Source organism: Gelidibacter sp. (assembly GCF_035515035.1).
Taxonomy (GTDB): domain Bacteria; phylum Bacteroidota; class Bacteroidia; order Flavobacteriales; family Flavobacteriaceae; genus Gelidibacter.
Window position 1 is genome coordinate 1 of the sequence record NZ_DATJCA010000077.1, and the last position, 17,708, is coordinate 17,708.

Here is a 17,708-nt window from a genome sequence, read left to right on the forward strand (position 1 = left end):
GCCGCATTAATTGGAACGTTTATACCCATCTTCTTAGACAGACGCGGCATTGATGCGGCAGTAGCAACTGGACCGTTTATCACCACCAGCAATGATATTTTTGGCATATTGACCTATTTTATAGTTGCCAAATTAATTTTAGGATTTTAGGTATTTATCGCATTGGACAATCCATTTTCAGATCACGTTTTCCATTGCAATTTTTAAAGTTGTAAATTTCTAATTAAGATCCCTGCCCATTTGTCAAGGGAAAGTGGATTTGAACAAGAAAAGGGAGTAAGGACGGTAGATTTTATTTAGAAATATTTCGTTCCATCTATCTGTTTACCCCAATTTTCTTAATTTTGATATTATCAATCTTTCAAATAGAAGATTAACTACTTTGAACCTAAAAGTTTCCTCCCTTCGCAGGAATTTGGCTATGAAAATTCTCCACCTCGATACCAACCATCCCTTACTCATCAATCAACTCAATGCGTTGGGTTTTGAAAACGATGAAGATTATACCTCATCCAAAGATGCTATTGAAGCTAAAATTCATATTTACGACGGTGTTATTATAAGAAGCCGATTCAGTATTGACAAACAATTTTTGGATGCTGCCAAAAAACTTAAATTTATAGGTCGCGTAGGTGCCGGATTGGAAAATATTGATGGCGATTATGCACAACAAAAAAACGTCCATCTCATTGCTGCTCCAGAAGGCAACAGGAATGCTGTGGGCGAGCACGCGTTAGGGATGTTGCTCTCTTTATTCAATAAACTCAACAAAGCCGATAGAGAGGTCCGTACCGGACAATGGCTGCGTGAAGCCAATAGAGGGATAGAATTGGACGGAAAAACCGTTGGTCTTATTGGTTATGGCAATATGGGGAAAGCTTTTGCCAAAAAACTCCGTGGATTTGAAGTGGAAGTCTTTTGTTATGACATCAAACCGAAGGTAGGAGATGACAATGCACGTCAAGTGTCGCTTAAAGAGTTTCAAGAGAAAGTGGATGTGGTTAGTCTGCATACCCCCCAAACCTCACTCACTTTAGAAATGATCAATGCCGATTTTATCAACGCCTTCTCAAAACCGTTCTGGTTTATCAACACCGCTCGTGGCAAAAGTGTAGTCACCAAAGATTTGGTAGCTGCTTTAAAATCGGGCAAGATCCATGGCGCTGGCTTAGACGTTTTGGAATATGAAAAATCGTCTTTTGAGGATTTATTTACCTCTGAAATTCCAGAAGCCTTTCAATACCTCATTAAAGCCGAAAATGTACTTCTTACACCACATATTGCAGGCTGGACAATTGAAAGTAAAGAAAAACTAGCACAAACCATTGTTGATAAAATAAAGACCTTCTCAAACTACATTTCCAAATAAGACAAGTAGACTACGAAGGATAAATTCAAATTCAGTGACGAATCAGTCCTATTGACGTAAGATTTTTACTTCACGACGATGAAAATGTCTTTTTTGTAAAACCAAAGGTTTTTTTATTACCTTTAAAGCTCTAACTTTAAAAACATTACAACAAAATGGCTGATAATCAAAATTTAGGTGACGACCTTAACGACATGCTGGACGATACACAAAAGAACACTACGGAGTTTACCGACAACACACAACGCAAGGCAGATGCATTTTCTGAAGACGCAAAACGAACTGCCAATGCATTTGAAAACGACGTGAACGCCATATCAAAAGATGGTAAGAACATTGCACTCATTGCCCACCTTACTTTAATAGGATGGATCATTGCGCTGGTGATGAACAACAACACAAAAAGTGAATTTGGTTCATTTTACATCCGACAAGTATTGGGATTAGGTCTTTGTGGTCTTGTTTTAAGCTTTATCCCTGTTTTGGGATGGATCGTAAGCTTAGGAATCTTTGTACTTTGGATCATGAGTTTGATTGGTGCCACAAGCGGTGAGAAAAAATTAACTCCTGTCTTGGGAGAGTATTTCCAGGATTGGTTTAAATCGTTATAACATTTACATTAGAACATTCAAAAAGAGCCAAATCGTTGATGACGATTTGGCTCTTTTTTTTGGTGTATGTTGTTATTTTAGATTATCCCAATCTTTAAGTTTCAGGATTCTCCCCATTCTCAGCAAACTTGCGCTCCATCTCCGCTTGAAATTCTTCCATCACGGGTTTGACTGTACTTTCAGGTAAGTCGGCAATTCTAATATACATCAAACCATCCACAGCGTTGTTGAACAATGGATCGACGTTGAAGGCAACCACCTTCGCATTTTGTTTGATATACTTTTTAATAAGTATTGGAAGGCGTAAAGTACCTGGTTCCAATTCATCAATAATCCGATCAAACTTTACTAAATCGGCTTCGGTTTCGTCAAAAACAAAATCCTTATCGGCATCTTTTAACTTCACCTTGAATTCTTTCTTCGGATGTACGTATTGCGCAATATAAGGGTCGTAATAGTTGGATTTCATAAACTCGATCATCAGCGACTTTGAAAAATTGGTAAATTTGTCGCTAATGGTCACGCCACCAATTAAATACTTGTGTTCTGGATAACGCAAGGTGGTGTGCACAATGCCTTTCCATAAAAGAAACAATGGCATCGGTTTAAGTTGGTATTCCTTGATGATAAAAGCGCGGCCCATTTCAATGGATTCACTCATCATTTTGTAAAGCTCGGGTTCAAATCGGAACAGGTCCTGGAGATAAAAACCGTCAATCCCATAGGCGGCAAATATCTTGGAGCCCAAGCCCATCCGGTAAGCACCTGCAACCATATTGGTGCTGTTGTCCCACAAAAACATGTGGTGGTAATAATTATCAAAAGAATCTAAATCTATGGCTTCATTGGTGCCCTCGCCCACTTCGCGGAAAGTAATTTCACGAAGACGGCCAATTTCACGTAAGATGTTAGGGATTTTCTCAGAATCTGAGAAAAATACCTCATAGTTCTTGCTCTCCAAAAGTCGTCCATCATTTTCACGAAGGTATTCGACTTCTTTCTTCATGCTTTCCAGATTAACTGGAGTGACAATGTTCTTTATGGATTTTCGAACTTTTAAGGTCGATGAAATATTGCTGAGAATGTTTCCTTTCTGATCAAAGGAATTGGACAGCATATAGGTTTTCTTTCTTAAGAACTCTGAAAACTCCTTAAGTGTAGGATATTCCTTTTGGTCGGCTACAGAAATTGGCCGCCCAATCCGCACTTTTATGACGCGACGTTTTTGGGTCAGCAATTCCGACGGTAATTTGGCCGTCCGAAAGATATCGCTGATTTTAGAGAGCTTATAAAAAAGTTTGCTGTTTTTTGCGTGAAAATAAATGGGCACCACAAGCACTTCAGCTTTCTGAACAAGCTTCATAGCGGCTTCTTCCCAAGGGCGGTCAATAACCAGTTTTCCGTCTTTATAAGTTGACACTTCACCTGCAGGAAAAATTCCCAACGGATGACCGTTCCGCAAATGTGAAATAGCACTTTTAAAACCGGCAATACTGGATTTAACATCCTTTCGATCCTCAAACGGATTGACGGGCATAATGAAAGGTTTCATCGGTTCGATGCGCTGCAAAAGGAAATTGGCAATAATCTTAAAATCCTCACGTTGCTCCAACATCAATTTTAGCAATAAAATCCCATCAATACCTCCTAATGGGTGGTTGGACAGTGTAATATATGCGCCATCTTTAGGCAAACGCTTTAAGTCGTCTTCTGGAATTTCAAATCGGATTTGGAAATCTTCCAAAATGGCATCTAAAAACTCAACATTTTTTAGATGTTTATTACGATTATAAATTTTGTTTAGTGTAGAGATTTTCAGCAATTTCATTAGCAACCAGCCACTAAATGTACCAAAAATGCCGTACTTGTCCAGATGTATGGCTTTGGCGACTTCTTTTGCATTTACTAATCCGGAATCTTGCTGTTTGGTCATGGCTACAAACCTAATCATTTTTTTTTATAAATTGTCTTTGTGCTTCTTGGCAGAACCACAATTTAACGAACAATTATTATGTAAAAACTATTGCGTAACCAATTGAACCGTTTCTTGCGTCAACTGCTTAAGGAGTATGGTTTTAGACAACTCCAACTTTGCTATTGACTCAGAGTTATAATGTCTTATGGTATATAAGGATACGTTTTCATGACAAGTGATCTTGAATTTCGCCTTTAAATGCAGCATTAAATTGGGCAGATTATTATACATATTATCCACACAAACAGAGAAACTGATGGCGGAGTTTTGAATCACATCCACCTTCATTTTATACAAATGCAAAAGTTGAAAGATCTCAGAGATATTTTCTTCAACTATATATGAAAAATCTAAAGACGACAAAGAAATCAATACCTGATTTTTCTTAACGATAAAACACGGAATCATCGGGTCAATACCCGGGTCTTTTCCTACCATTGTACCAGGTTGTTCTGGATTCATAAATGATTTTACAAAAAGAGGAATTTCCTTTTGTTGTAAAGGCTGAAGGGTTTTGGGATGGATAACTGAGGCACCGTAAAACGCCAACTCAATAGCTTCACGATAGGAGATTTTATTGAGCAATTGTGAGTTTTCAAAATAACGTGGATCCGCATTTAAAACCCCTGGCACGTCTTTCCAAATGGTCACGTTCTCAGCATTTAAGCAATACGCCAAAATGGCGGCCGTGTAATCACTGCCTTCCCTTCCCAAAGTTGTGGTAAAGTTGTTGTCATCACTCCCTAAAAAACCTTGGGTAATATTTAAAACAGTGCTGCTTAATTTATTGGTAATGGCAGTTTGTGTAGCTTCCCAATTAACGTTTGCACGTCTGTAGTAATTATCGGTTTTGATATACTCTCTAACATCCAACCACTTGTTTTTGATACCGACCAAATTGAGATATTCACTTACAATAAGTGTGGACACCAACTCCCCATACCCAATCGCTTGATCGTAAACAAAATTATAGTCCGGCGATTTGTTCCGATCAAAAAAGTTTTGCAACTCATCAAATAAAGAAGCCACTTTGTTAAAAACGGAATGGGTTCCTTCGCCCTTAATTTCAAAAAGATCCAACAAAATAGCATTATGGTATTTTTTGACCTCTTGGAGCGAACTCTGTAATTCTTTTTTATTGTTGAAGTAATTATCAAGGACTGTCTCTAGTGCGTTGGTTGTTTTTCCCATGGCAGAAACAACTATCAGGGTATTTTCAAAACCAACTTTTCTAAGAACACGTTCCAAATTCTTAACCCCCAGCGCATCTTTAACTGACGCCCCTCCAAACTTAAATACGTGCATCTTCCAATCTTGCTATATAATTCTTAATTCCAATTTCATTCAAATGCACCACATCCCAATCGCGTTTGACATCAGCCCCTTTCTTTTGATAAAATTCAATGGCAGGTTCATTCCAATCCAAAACTTCCCAGCAAATGCGTTTGACGCCCAATTGATGACCATAAACTACAACTTCATCCAACAACGCAGTTCCTAAGCCACTGCCACGCATTTTCTTGCTCACAATCAAATCTTCCAAGTGTAAAACCTTGCCTTTCCAAGTAGAATAGCGGCCATAAAACAAGGCAATGCCTTCTATTTGACCTTCAACTTCAGCCACAAAGCAATTAAATGCAGGCTGCTTTCCAAACCCATCATTTTGTAAATCTGAAACTGAGATTTCGACTGCATCAGGTTCTTCTTCAAAAACCGCCAATTCTGTAATTAATTCGAGTACTCTAGGCATGTCCTGTGAGACGGCCTTTCTTATTTTGAAATTCATGAGTTAAAAATTGTTTTCAAATATAACTTAAACGGGGAAAATTAAAATCATTAAGTCCGAACGAAAACGATGTAGTTTGTTAAAAAAGGCGATATTTGCAGAAACAAATCCAAAAAAAATCCATGTACCGTAAACATCAAACATTAGGTGAATTTATCATTGAAAACCAAGCTTCTTTTAAATATTCATCAGGTGAACTCTCTAGCCTTATCAACTCCATTAGACTTGCTGCAAAAGTAGTAAACTACGAAGTCAACAAAGCGGGATTGGTAGATATTATTGGTTCAGCGGGCGATAAGAATATTCAAGGCGAAGATCAGCAGAAACTTGACGTGTATGCCAATGAAAAGTTTATCCAGACCATGACCAACAGAAACATTGTTTGTGGGATTGCAAGTGAAGAAGAAGATGATTTTATTGCCATAAATAGCCAAGATGAAAATTATCAGAATAAATATGTCGTGCTCATTGATCCTTTAGATGGTTCATCAAACATTGATGTAAACGTGTCTGTGGGAACCATTTTCTCAATCTACAGACGTGTCACTCCTATTGGAACGCCGGTAACCCTTGAAGATTTCCTCCAACCAGGGCACCAACAGGTAGCGGCCGGCTATGTGGTGTATGGCACCTCAACCATGTTGGTATATACTACTGGTGATGGCGTTAACGGTTTTACGCTCAACCCTGCTATTGGTACTTTTTACTTATCACATCCTGATATGAAGTTTCCTGAAGACGGCCGTATTTACTCGGTTAATGAAGGAAATTATATCCACTTTCCGCAGGGCGTTAAAAATTACATCAAATATTGTCAAATGGAGGAAGGCGACCGTCCTTATACCTCAAGATACATCGGCTCTTTAGTGTCTGATTTCCACAGAAACATGATTAAAGGCGGGATCTATATTTATCCGAAGAGTTCTTTAAACTCTAATGGTAAGTTACGTTTGCTTTATGAATGTAATCCTATGGCATTTCTTGCAGAACAGGCCAACGGAAAAGCCAGTAATGGTTTTCAACGTATTCTTGACATCCAACCTACTGAACTTCATGAACGAGTACCTTTTATCTGCGGAAGTAAAAATATGGTGGAAAAATGTGAGGAGTTTATTCAGAATGCCAATAACAATCCAAAATAAGGAGTTATCAGAGCTCCACTTAGAAAACAAAATATAAAGTGTAAACATCTATGAAATCTATAGCTACTAAGAAATTTCAAAAACCAAGCCCCAAATTCCGATAGCGCTGAAAGACAGATGTATCTCTGAGGATTCGTGAAATTAGCATCTGTTTAAAAAACTCCGACAAACCACATCATAAAAAAATCCTGCTTCAGTGCCGACCTATTATCGGGAGAAGCAGGATTGTATGTTAATGATTAATAGCACTGTAAAAATGCAAATTATATTTGATACAGTCGTCAAAAAACTGCAATTGGTCAATAAATCTGTATGAATGGCAGCTTAATTCAAAAATCTTCGACGAACGGCACTGTGGAGATGTCACCTAATCGCCTAACTATATTTGACCTTTCTTAAAATCCGTAAAGCATCCTTATAGCTCTTATAAACGGTATCACTATAATCTTTTAGATAGGGTTTAGCCTCATTAAGTTTATCTACAGCACCATGGAATAAATTTAGATAACAGATGAGATAGGTTGCTGGGAGATTTTTCAGATCTTTTTCTTCATTGGCGCTTAAACTCATCCCTTTTTTAAGTTTTTCTAAAATAGCATTATTGGTATTATAGATATGATGTAATACTTTTTTATCATACTGTGGCGCTTCAAAAAGCAACTTGGTTTCAATATGATAGGTCGCATTGTCTCCAAAATTGATGAGGGTTTCCTCTAAAGGATAATATTTATACGCGTTTTGTAACCCTAAGCTAACATATTCCACAATTTTAAACGTGTCTTCGTCATAGGTAATCGTTACTTCATCCAAAGTTGAAAAAAACAATCTCACCTGTTCATTGATAAGCTCAATATCTACCCTACTGTAAAACGTTTCGTCTTGGTACACTTTCTTTTGGCCTGCCCAACAGAGTACAAAATATTCTTTAAAAACCTTGTATTGGGGATGGTAGTCTTTTCGTTTACTCAAAAAATCAAAAACACTATCAAGCGTATGTTGGATATTATTTTGAGAATGATTTTCAATGGCTTCTACAATTTTTGAGTTGACATCCTTGATCTCAATATCAAAAACTTTGGGCATACTCATACTTCCAACCCTAAAAAACACCGAACCGCCATAATATTTCCAGATATTCTTCCGTAATGAGGTCAATCCATCAATGGGTCTGATCGTGACCAAACCCACGACTTTGTCATCCGGCAGATGCGGAAAAGGAATATTCTCATATTGAACAATCGGCGGATTCGTCAAATAGGCATTGATGAGATTCTGGATTTTACTGTCATCAAAAAAGTCAACACCAGTAATGCTATTATCCTCATCTTCCACCCCAATAACGATATAAGAATTGTTTTTTGGGTTGCTATTGGACAGCGCGCAAATATGCTTTAAAAACTTTGCCTTCCCTTCCTTTTCTCCAATATCTACCTGCCGCTTCTTGTCATAGAAACTGTTCTCATCATTGTGAGCCAATAGGTTTTTTATGAGAAGTCTTTTGTTGATCACGCCACAGTCCTGCGAAGGCAGGAATCTTTTAATTAAAGGTTCAAAATTCAATAAAAAATTTACGAAGTTTATAGATCAAGTATTAGTTTTTATATACTTTTTTTGACAATCGTAGATGACGCCTGAGCAGTAGGAAATACCAGCAAATCTGCAATATTCACGTGCGCAGGCCTAGAAACCGCAAAATAAACAATTTCTGCTATATCTTCAGGTTGCAGGGCTTTGTAGCCCTTATAAACGCTATCGGCAACGGAATTATCACCTTTAAATCGGACTTGTGAGAACTCCGTCTCAACCAACCCTGGATTAATCGCACTGACCTTAATACCAAAGGGATTCAAGTCGATACGCATCCCTTCCGTAATTGCCAAAACAGCATGTTTGCTGGCACAATACACATTCCCTTTGGGATAGACTTCCTTTCCTGCCGAAGATCCAATGTTGATGATATGTCCTGATTGACGCTCGGTCATTTGTGGAATGATCGCTTTACTAACATACAATAATCCTTTCACGTTAATGTCCATCATCGCATCCCAATCGTCCGTATCTCCAGTTTGGATGGGATCCAATCCGTGTGCATTTCCGGCGTTATTGATTAAAATATCGATTTTTTTAAAATCCTCAGGTAAGGATGCGATGGCTTCAAACGTGGCAACCTTATCTCGGACATCAAAATTCAGGGTGTGGACATCGGTTGTTCGTCCCAAGGCCTTTTTTATGGTGTCCAAACGTTCTTGGCGTCTGCCGCATAATATTAAATTAATACCATGTTTTGCAAATTCGTGTGCTGTTGCGCGCCCGATACCACTTGTGGCGCCCGTAATTAATGCTGTTCTTCTCATGTCCAATAGTCCCGTGAAAACGGGCATCTCAATTTTTATTAATATTATAAATTTTAGTGTTTAAAACTAGTTTTATTATTTAATTTTTTTAGTAGTAATATGTCATCATTAACTTAGCCATCCAATATAAAGATTAACTATGTTGAACTATGAGTTTCCTGTCTGTGCAGGAGTTTAATTCCAATGAAAACGGGGATCTCCATTTTGGGATATTATTATAAATTATCGATCTTTCTTATTATTCACGTATATATAACGACGAGATTCCTACCTGCGCAGGAATTCTTGTTTTGCAAATTCGTGTGCTGTTGCGTGCCCGATACCACTTGTGGCGCCCGTAATTAATGCTGTTCTTCTCATGTCCAATAGTCCCGTGAAAACGGGCATCTCAATTTTTATTAATATTATAAATTTTAGTTTTCTTATTTTGATGTATAAGGTTTATGAATTCCTAGGACTTAGGTTGTCTCATAAAAATAGCAATTACCATGTTAGCAATAGCTAAACTACGTAACATAAAATTAACTGCTGAACAAAGGATTCGTGCCTACGCAGGAATTGGGGCCTTAAAAATACTTAAAACTCAAGGATTAATCGATTTTAGTATGAGATTATACCTTTAAGAGGATTCAATCTTGAAATCATACTTCCGAAACTTACACATTGTTGATTTACTTCCATTATTTCATTAGCTCTAAACATCAGACTTCAAGCATTATAAGGTTAGACATAAAACCCAAATGGTCGAATTAGCTAAAGAAACCGTATATATACTAAACCTAAAATTATATAACACAATGAATTTATTAAAAAAAGCAACTTTATTAGCCCTTATAACTTTCTTTTTCTTTGGCTGTAGTGATGATGATTCCACACAAGACGCTCAAGGAAAAGCAAAAGTTTCTATAAAATTGATGGATGCACCCGGAGATTTTGAACATGTTTATATTGACATCGTCGATGTTATGATAAAAGTGAATGACGGCAGTGATGGTGATGAAGGATGGCAAAGCATGAAAACCATCAATACCGGAGTATATGATCTACTCACTTTGACCGGCGGTGTGAACGTCCTTTTAGTTGATGACTTTGAAGTGCTTTCAGGAAATTTGAATCAGATCCGTTTGGTTTTGGGTGATAATAACACCGTGGTTATTGATGGTGAAACATATCCATTGAAAACCCCAAGTGCGCAGCAATCTGGATTGAAAATAAAAATCAACCAGACCTTATTGCCAAATATGGCTTATACGTTTCTACTGGATTTTGACGTAGATAAATCTATAGTTATTGCCGGCAACTCGGGTAATATCAATTTAAAACCAGTTATTAGAGCCAGTGCTGAAGCTACCACCGGAACTATTTCTGGGAGTATTTCACCATTGGGCGTACAAACACAAATAAGCGCTACAAATGGTGCGGAAGAAATAACAACTTACGCCAATCCTAGCGGTAACTTCTTATTAGTAGGTTTAACCCCTGGTAAATATACTGTGAGTATCACACCTGAGTCAATGTCCAATCTTATGCCCACCATTCTAGAAAATGTTGAAGTGTTTGCAGAAAAAGACACTGCAATTGGCATAATTACAATGGAATAGGACTGAAAATCATAAAACTGTATTAAAAGAGCAACGCCATTGGTGTTGCTCTTTAATTTTTAACCAATCCTTAACAGCAATCCAACTAAAATTTTAACAATTTGCACTACTCAAAAAAAACGACCCTATTTGAGACTAAAATAAAATCTAATATGATGGAAGATACTGTTGATATCAAAAGCATTAACGAAAAAATTGAAAGAGAAAGTGCCTTTGTTGATTTGCTTACTTTTGAAATGAACAAGGTGATTGTTGGCCAGAAATATATGGTAGAGCGCTTGCTGATTGGTTTGTTGGGACAAGGTCATATTTTGCTGGAAGGTGTTCCTGGATTAGCAAAAACCCTGGCTATTAACACTTTATCCCAAGCTATTGAATCCAGTTTTAGCAGAATTCAATTCACACCTGATTTATTGCCGGCGGATGTTGTTGGAACATTGATCTATAATATGAAAGTGAATGATTTCACCATCAAGAAAGGGCCTATTTTTGCTAATTTCGTCTTAGCTGATGAGATCAACAGGGCCCCAGCCAAAGTACAATCGGCGTTATTGGAAGCGATGCAGGAAAAGCAAGTGACCATTGGCGATGATACCTTTAAACTAGACCGACCATTTTTGGTAATGGCCACACAAAACCCAATTGAGCAAGAAGGAACCTATCCATTGCCTGAAGCACAAATTGACCGTTTCATGTTGAAAACCGTTATCGATTATCCTAAAATTGATGAAGAACAACTTATTGTACGTGCCAATCTTAAAGGAGCATTTGATAAAGTCAATGCCGTTGTTTCTACAGAACAAATTTTAAGAGCACAAGAAACCGTTCGAGAGGTTTATATGGACGAGAAAATCGAGAAATACATTCTCGACATCATCTTCGCCACACGTTATCCTGAAAAATACAAACTTGCCGATCTCAAGCCATTGATTTCCTTTGGGGCCTCGCCACGTGGAAGTATCAATTTAGCAATTGCTGCTAAGTGTTATGCCTTTATCAAACGCCGTGGCTATGTGATTCCAGAAGATGTGCGTGCCGTAGTGCATGATGTCCTTAGACACAGAATTGGTATTACTTACGAAGCTGAGGCAGAAAACATCACTTCTGTTGACATTATCAATAAAATTGTCAATCAAATTGAAGTACCATAATTAAGTCCAGTATGCAGTCGGCAGAAAATTGGCGACTCATCTTGAATCTTAGCGACTGAAAACTGAAGACTGCCAACTGCAGACTCAAAAAAAAATGGATACAAAAGAGCTCTTAAAAAAAGTACGTAAAATTGAGATTAAGACACGACGTTTGTCTAATCACATCTTTGGAGGAGAATACCATTCGGCCTTTAAGGGGCGTGGTATGACGTTTAGTGAAGTGCGCCAATATCAATATGGCGATGATGTACGTAATATTGACTGGAATGTTACCGCGCGCTACAATGAGCCTCATATTAAAATATTTGAGGAAGAACGAGAATTGACCATGATGCTCATGGTGGATATTTCCGGTTCAGAATGGTTTGGAACGGAGTCGCAGTTTAAAAATGAAGTGATCACAGAAATTGCTGCAACCTTGGCGTTTTCAGCGACTCAAAATAATGATAAAATTGGTTTGATCCTTTTTACGGATGCCATCGAATTATATATACCGCCAAAAAAAGGCAGATTCCATGTGTTGCGCATTATCCGAGAATTGATAGAATTTAAGCCAAAAAGTAAAAAAACAGACATTACGCAAGCCATCAAATTTTTATCCAGCGTGATGAAAAAGAAAGTGATTGTTTTTATACTTTCGGATTTTATGGCAGATGGTTATAAACAAACCCTTAAGATTGCGGCCAACAAACATGATGTGACCGGAATAAGAGTTTACGATAAACGCGAAGAAAACATTCCAAATTTGGGAATGGTCCAAATGAAAGATGCTGAAACCGGAGAATATATGCTGGTCAATACAGGTTCTAAAAGGATGCGGACAGATTATGGTAAATACTATCACGAGCGCGTTAACTATTTTAAGGAAACCTTTACAAAATCAGGCGCGGGTGCGATAGATTGCCGCGTTGATGAAAGCTATGTCACAAAATTATTGGGCTATTTTAAACGCAGAGCCTAATTGATGAAGAATTTAAAATTAAGAATGAAAAATTTTGGATTAGGTTATAACAAAACACCATCGGTCGCCGTCCGTCACTGGTCATCCGTCCTGTTACCGTTTTTCTTTTTTCTTATCTCTATTTCCACCTTCGCCCAAGTTAAATCGTCCATCGATTCAACAAAAATAAAGATTGGAGAGCAGATTACCTATAAGATTGAAGTAGAAGCAGACACAACGGATTTAGTCGTTTTCCCCGAAGGGCAAACCTTTATGCCATTGGAAATGATTGAATCCTATAAACCGGATACGACAAAAAATAAAGCGAGGTACAACTTGGTCAAAAAATATGGATTGACCCAATTTGACTCGGGTAGCTATACCATCCCAAGACAGAAAATTATCATAGGGACCAAAGAATATTTCACGGATTCTTTAAAGGTCGAAGTGAACAATATTCTTGTTGATTCAACAAAACAGGGTCTTTATGATATCAAGCCTTTCATACAAGTCGAGAAAAGCAACAGCGATTGGTGGAAGACGGCGCTCATCATTCTCGGCATTCTTGCCTTGGTGGCATTCTTAATGTACTGGTTCATTTGGCGTAAAAAACCCTTAACCGAAGAAGAGGAAATTGCATTGCTCCCACCTTATGAGCGTGCAAAAATGGCGTTACAAAAGCTGGATGAATCCGATTATTTACAGCAATCTGAACTAAAGGGATATTATTCGGAATTGACCTTTATCATTCGACGTTATTTAGATGAGCAAGTCTACGACCGTGCTCTAGAAAGCACCACCGACGAATTGGTCAACCGCTTAAATTTACTTAAAGATGGCAATCAAATTGAGCTGAGCAAGAACGATATCCGAAATATCGAAACTATTTTAAAACGTGCGGATTTGGTCAAATTCGCCAAGGTCACTCCAGATATAGAGCTAGCAAAGATTGATAGAAATACGATTGATCTGGAAATTGACAATGTAAAACAAGCCTTACCAGAGCCCACAGAAGAAGAAAAACTTCTTGATCAGCAGTATAAGGAACAACAAGAACGCAAAAAGAAACGTCGTAAAGTCATTATTACTGTTGCCGCCTCCCTGTTTTTAATCTTAGCAACATTTATTGGTTTCTCCGTGAAATACGGATTTGATTATGTCAAAGATACCATTATCGGGCATGAGAGCAAACAATTGCTGGAAGGCGTTTGGGTGACCAGTGATTACGGTGTACCTCCAATTTACATTTCTACGCCAGTTGTTTTAGAACGAGTCGAATCACAGGCAATTGATACCATTGCCAATGCCAAAACAACCATGTTCAGTTATGGCACCTTATTGAGTTCATTGAACATTGCAGTGAGTACTTCAAGGTTGAACCTGCCAGATTCGACCTCTGTCGACTTAAATATGGCCATTGAAGGAAGTCTACAAATGTTGGAGAAAAATAATGTCAAGGACATCATTACTAAGCGAGAAAAATTTGTCACCCCTAATGCTGCCGAAGGATTAAAAGTGTTTGGAACGGCGTCTTTTCCAGGTCTATTACCCGATCAATACCGTAAAGGCAAATACGTTTTTCTGGCATTTACTGCTCAGAATATATTACAACAAATCATTTTGGTTTGGGATGCAGAAGACCAATACGCCGAAGAGATTATGGAGCGCGTGTTGAATTCCGTTGAACTTAAAAAAGTAGAATGATGTTGGGAGGAATTGAATTTTTAAATAAAGAATTTTTTTGGTTGTTTTTACTACTTCCACTGCTCATCTTATGGTATGTATTCACACATAAAAAACAAACCGCAGAACTCAAGATCTCAACGGTAAAAGGATTTAAGTTCACCAAATCTTGGTTGCCAAAAGCAAAACATGCTTTATTTGTAATGAGACTGTTGGCCTTATCTTTAGTGATTACAGCTATAGCACGACCACGAACCGTAGACGTTTCCACCAAAACTAAAACAACCAGAGGGATAGATATTGTCATCGCCATTGACGTTTCTGCAAGTATGCTGGCGAAAGATTTATTGCCAAACCGGTTGGAAGCACTAAAAGTTGTGGCTTCAGAATTTATAAAAAGCCGACCGAATGACCGTATTGGGCTCGTGGAGTATGCGGGAGAAGCCTACACCAAAACGCCAATTACCAGCGACAAGGCCATCGTTTTGCGGGCGCTCAATGATATTAGATACAACACCGTTATTGAAGGCGGAACTGCCATTGGCTCTGGGTTGGCAACGGCAGTTAATAGAATTAAAGACAGTAAGGCCAAGAGCAAAGTTATAATTTTACTGACGGACGGGGTGAACAACAGTGGGTTTATCGATCCAAAAACCGCAAGTGAATTAGCGGTAGCCTATGACATTAAAGTGTATACCATTGGCATTGGAACCAACGGTATGGCCTTGTCGCCGGTTAGAATTTTACCCAACGGAAATTTTCAATACGAACGCCAATTGGTGGAAATTGATGAAGAGTTAATGAAAGACATTGCCAAGGTGACTGGTGGTAAATATTTTAGAGCCGATAACAATAAAAAATTAGCAGATATATATCACGAAATCAATCAGCTGGAAAAAACAGAAGTGGAAGAGTTTAAATATTCCAATTATGAAGAAAAGTATCGCCCCTTGATAATTTTAGCTTTTGGATTGTTGTTATTTGAATTTTTATTACGTTCCACCGTGTTTAGGAGCTTTAATTAATGAAAAACAATAGAAACACATTGGTGTTTTCGTGGCAAATTAACGCCAACTAAATACTGAGTACTGAACATGCAATTAGAAGAAAAAATATGGTTTTGGGGATTAATGGTCATCCCATTGATCGTTCTTATATTTTTGTTACTGCAATGGTGGAAAATCCGTATGCAGCGCAAATTTGCGAGCAAACCTTTATTAAAAAGATTAAGCCCTAATACCTCCATCTTCAAATCTATTTTGAAAGTTGTGGTGCTATCTTTGGCTTTTGCCTGTTTAGTCTTGGCTTTAGTCAACCCAAAAGTTGGCACAAAACTTGAAACAGTCAAGCGTGAAGGCGTTGATATCGTGTTTGCCGTTGACGTATCAAAAAGTATGTTGGCAGAGGATATCGCTCCGAATCGTCTGGAGAAATCAAAACAATTGGTCACCCAAATCATTAATAATTTGGCGAGCGACCGTGTCGGCATCATCGCGTATGCTGGAAAAGCTTTCCCGCAATTGCCAATAACAACAGACTATGGTTCAGCAAAAATGTTCCTGCAGAGTATGAATACTGACATGCTTTCATCTCAAGGTACTGCTATCCATGAAGCAATTGAACTTGCAAAAGATTATTATGATGATGACCAAGATACTAATCGCGTTCTCATAATTATTTCTGATGGTGAAGATCATGGCGATTTGGCAACACAAGCAGCGCGTGAAGCCTTTGATAAAGGCATCCGAATTTTCACCATAGGGGTAGGAGATGTAAAAGGTGGTCCCATCCCAGAAAAACGAAATGGCATCATTGTCAACTACAAAAAGGATAGACAAGGTGAAACCGTCATTACCCGTTTGGATGAAAGCACATTAAAAAGTATTGCCCAAGAGGCCCATGGTTCTTATATCAACGGAAGAAACACTACGGAAGTGGTAGAGCACATTCGCGATATTTTGAACAAAATGGACAAAACTGAATTTGAAGCCAAACAATTTGCAGATTTTGAATCGCAATTCCAATGGTTTTTAGGTGCGGCTATTTTTTTCCTGATGATTGATATTTTGCTACTTGAAAGACGTACCTCATGGTTAAAACGTTTGAATTTATTTAACGAAAACGCGGCATAACTTTAAGAAAACATTATAATATTGCTACCAATAGTTTTTTTAGATTTATGAACTGTTTAAAAATGAGGAAGATAAATTATGATTTTGATTGAATTGAACTTCTGACGCTCAAAGCCATCAGTTTAAAAAAAGTTCAAATGACCTAGATAAATGAAAAACCTAACACTTCTATTAGTATTTTTTACATGCTTCGGCTTTTCTCAGGATAAGGAGAACGACAAGGAACAATTACTGGCAGCAAAGAAAGCGAACGATTTGGTTTATGAAGCCAATGCGTTAATGGATGAGAATAACTTCATTTCTGCAGAAAAAGAATATCGAAAAGCCATTTCCAAACAACCTTCGTCTGTAGCAGGAACCTATAATTTAGGAAATTCCTATTTTAAGAAAGGAAACTACGAAGAAGCCCTTTATAGACAACAACAAGCGGCTAAAAACGCCACCGAAAAATCACAAAAACATAAGGCATTCCATAATATCGGAAATATCCTAATGAAAAATAAACAATGTAAAGATGCTGTTGAAGCCTATAAAAATGCTTTAAGGAATGATCCCACTGACGATGAAACCCGTTACAATCTTGGCCTAGCAAAAGAATGTGCTGAGCAACAAAAGGATGATCAACCGGACGAAAATCAGGATAAAGACAAGGACAAACAGGACGAAAACAAAGATCAAGACAATCAGGATAAGGATAATCAAGATCAGGATAACAAAGAAAATAAAGACGATCCAGGTGATCAGGACAAGAAAGAAGGTGACGATAAGAAAGATGAGGATAAGCCAAAAGAGGAAAAGGAAGATAAAAATCAAGAACAAAAACCTCAACCTGGAAAATTATCCCCGCAACAAATAAAGAACTTATTGGAGGCCATGAACAATCAAGAACAGAAAGTTCAGGAAAAAATGAATGCCGATAAACAAAAAGGGGTTAAAGTACAAACGGAAAAAGACTGGTAGAAAG

Annotated in this window: 16 protein-coding genes; 11 read left to right on the forward strand and 5 right to left on the reverse strand. The window is 37.9% G+C overall.

The window, feature by feature from the left end:
• The 3 genes from VLZ86_RS06065 to VLZ86_RS06075 all read left to right on the forward strand — a co-directional run.
• A partial coding sequence (locus VLZ86_RS06065) for a magnesium transporter (protein WP_325449773.1) occupies positions 1-150 on the forward strand: 150 nt, incomplete at its 5' end.
• A gap of 271 nt (positions 151-421) precedes the next feature.
• Positions 422-1,369, forward strand: a complete 948-nt coding sequence (locus VLZ86_RS06070; RefSeq protein ID WP_325449753.1) for a 2-hydroxyacid dehydrogenase — start codon at positions 422-424, stop codon at positions 1,367-1,369.
• Between the two features lie 155 nt (positions 1,370-1,524).
• Positions 1,525-1,980, forward strand: coding sequence for a YtxH domain-containing protein (locus VLZ86_RS06075; RefSeq protein WP_325449754.1), 456 nt, complete (start codon positions 1,525-1,527; stop codon positions 1,978-1,980).
• Between the two features lie 94 nt (positions 1,981-2,074).
• On the opposite strand, the gene VLZ86_RS06080 is transcribed toward VLZ86_RS06075, so the two are convergent.
• The 3 genes from VLZ86_RS06080 to VLZ86_RS06090 all read right to left on the reverse strand — a co-directional run bounded on the left by VLZ86_RS06080 (position 2,075) and on the right by VLZ86_RS06090 (position 5,741).
• Positions 2,075-3,913: a lysophospholipid acyltransferase family protein gene (locus VLZ86_RS06080; RefSeq protein WP_325449774.1), complete on the reverse strand. Its 1,839-nt coding sequence runs from the start codon at positions 3,911-3,913 to the stop codon at positions 2,075-2,077.
• Positions 3,914-4,000: 87 nt separating this feature from the next.
• Positions 4,001-5,260, reverse strand: a complete 1,260-nt coding sequence (locus VLZ86_RS06085; RefSeq protein ID WP_325449755.1) for an aspartate kinase — start codon at positions 5,258-5,260, stop codon at positions 4,001-4,003.
• The gene (locus tag VLZ86_RS06090) at positions 5,247-5,741 is read right to left on the reverse strand and encodes a GNAT family N-acetyltransferase (protein WP_325449756.1); all 495 of its coding nucleotides are present in this window, start codon (positions 5,739-5,741) and stop codon (positions 5,247-5,249) included. The genes VLZ86_RS06085 and VLZ86_RS06090 overlap by 14 nt, the downstream gene beginning before the upstream one ends.
• Positions 5,742-5,863: 122 nt before the next feature.
• On the opposite strand from VLZ86_RS06090, the gene fbp reads away from it, so the two are divergent.
• Entirely contained in the window at positions 5,864-6,883 is a 1,020-nt protein-coding gene (fbp, locus tag VLZ86_RS06095; protein ID WP_325449775.1) for a class 1 fructose-bisphosphatase, read from the forward strand.
• A 375-nt stretch (positions 6,884-7,258) separates the two neighbouring features.
• Here fbp and VLZ86_RS06100 read toward each other — a convergent pair whose 3' ends face one another.
• Entirely contained in the window at positions 7,259-8,392 is a 1,134-nt protein-coding gene (locus VLZ86_RS06100) for an ATP-binding protein (RefSeq protein ID WP_325449776.1), read from the reverse strand.
• 89 nt (positions 8,393-8,481) lie between these two features.
• Positions 8,482-9,237 (reverse strand): SDR family NAD(P)-dependent oxidoreductase, encoded by a 756-nt coding sequence (locus VLZ86_RS06105; protein ID WP_325449777.1) that lies wholly within the window; start codon positions 9,235-9,237, stop codon positions 8,482-8,484.
• A 797-nt stretch (positions 9,238-10,034) separates the two neighbouring features.
• Between VLZ86_RS06105 and VLZ86_RS06110 the strand changes: the two genes are divergently transcribed.
• The 7 genes from VLZ86_RS06110 (at position 10,035) to VLZ86_RS06140 (ending at position 17,704) form a co-directional block, all read left to right on the forward strand.
• Positions 10,035-10,838 (forward strand): DUF4382 domain-containing protein, encoded by an 804-nt coding sequence (locus VLZ86_RS06110; protein ID WP_325449757.1) that lies wholly within the window; start codon positions 10,035-10,037, stop codon positions 10,836-10,838.
• Positions 10,839-10,990: 152 nt separating this feature from the next.
• Positions 10,991-11,989, forward strand: a complete 999-nt coding sequence (locus tag VLZ86_RS06115) for an AAA family ATPase (RefSeq protein ID WP_414652542.1) — start codon at positions 10,991-10,993, stop codon at positions 11,987-11,989.
• Positions 11,990-12,083: 94 nt separating this feature from the next.
• Positions 12,084-12,950 carry a DUF58 domain-containing protein gene (locus tag VLZ86_RS06120; protein WP_325449758.1) on the forward strand — a complete coding sequence of 289 codons (867 nt, stop codon included), beginning with the start codon at positions 12,084-12,086 and terminating at the stop codon, positions 12,948-12,950.
• A gap of 24 nt (positions 12,951-12,974) precedes the next feature.
• Positions 12,975-14,633 (forward strand): BatD family protein, encoded by a 1,659-nt coding sequence (locus VLZ86_RS06125; RefSeq protein WP_325449759.1) that lies wholly within the window; start codon positions 12,975-12,977, stop codon positions 14,631-14,633.
• The gene (locus VLZ86_RS06130) at positions 14,633-15,637 is read left to right on the forward strand and encodes a VWA domain-containing protein (protein ID WP_325449779.1); all 1,005 of its coding nucleotides are present in this window, start codon (positions 14,633-14,635) and stop codon (positions 15,635-15,637) included. Before VLZ86_RS06125 ends, VLZ86_RS06130 begins: the two co-directional genes overlap by 1 nt.
• A gap of 69 nt (positions 15,638-15,706) precedes the next feature.
• A complete protein-coding gene (locus VLZ86_RS06135; protein WP_325449760.1) occupies positions 15,707-16,744 on the forward strand; it encodes a VWA domain-containing protein in 1,038 nt (345 codons plus the stop codon).
• Between the two features lie 150 nt (positions 16,745-16,894).
• On the forward strand, positions 16,895-17,704 hold the full coding sequence (locus VLZ86_RS06140; protein ID WP_325449761.1) for a tetratricopeptide repeat protein: 810 nt from the start codon (positions 16,895-16,897) through the stop codon (positions 17,702-17,704).
• Positions 17,705-17,708 lie beyond the last annotated feature (4 nt).

What these genes read in the sequence shown, in the direction of transcription:
- VLZ86_RS06070 (WP_325449753.1), top strand. Translation starts at nt 422, where the DNA reads ATGAAAATTCTCCACCTCGATACCAACCATCCCTTACTCATCAATCAA.
- VLZ86_RS06075 (WP_325449754.1), top strand. Translation starts at nt 1,525, where the DNA reads ATGGCTGATAATCAAAATTTAGGTGACGACCTTAACGACATGCTGGAC.
- VLZ86_RS06080 (WP_325449774.1), bottom strand. Translation starts at nt 3,913, where the DNA reads ATGACCAAACAGCAAGATTCCGGATTAGTAAATGCAAAAGAAGTCGCC.
- VLZ86_RS06085 (WP_325449755.1), bottom strand. Translation starts at nt 5,260, where the DNA reads ATGCACGTATTTAAGTTTGGAGGGGCGTCAGTTAAAGATGCGCTGGGG.
- VLZ86_RS06090 (WP_325449756.1), bottom strand. Translation starts at nt 5,741, where the DNA reads ATGAATTTCAAAATAAGAAAGGCCGTCTCACAGGACATGCCTAGAGTA.
- fbp (WP_325449775.1), top strand. Translation starts at nt 5,864, where the DNA reads ATGTACCGTAAACATCAAACATTAGGTGAATTTATCATTGAAAACCAA.
- VLZ86_RS06105 (WP_325449777.1), bottom strand. Translation starts at nt 9,237, where the DNA reads ATGAGAAGAACAGCATTAATTACGGGCGCCACAAGTGGTATCGGGCGC.
- VLZ86_RS06110 (WP_325449757.1), top strand. Translation starts at nt 10,035, where the DNA reads ATGAATTTATTAAAAAAAGCAACTTTATTAGCCCTTATAACTTTCTTT.
- VLZ86_RS06115 (WP_414652542.1), top strand. Translation starts at nt 10,991, where the DNA reads ATGATGGAAGATACTGTTGATATCAAAAGCATTAACGAAAAAATTGAA.
- VLZ86_RS06120 (WP_325449758.1), top strand. Translation starts at nt 12,084, where the DNA reads ATGGATACAAAAGAGCTCTTAAAAAAAGTACGTAAAATTGAGATTAAG.
- VLZ86_RS06125 (WP_325449759.1), top strand. Translation starts at nt 12,975, where the DNA reads ATGAAAAATTTTGGATTAGGTTATAACAAAACACCATCGGTCGCCGTC.
- VLZ86_RS06130 (WP_325449779.1), top strand. Translation starts at nt 14,633, where the DNA reads ATGTTGGGAGGAATTGAATTTTTAAATAAAGAATTTTTTTGGTTGTTT.
- VLZ86_RS06135 (WP_325449760.1), top strand. Translation starts at nt 15,707, where the DNA reads ATGCAATTAGAAGAAAAAATATGGTTTTGGGGATTAATGGTCATCCCA.
- VLZ86_RS06140 (WP_325449761.1), top strand. Translation starts at nt 16,895, where the DNA reads ATGAAAAACCTAACACTTCTATTAGTATTTTTTACATGCTTCGGCTTT.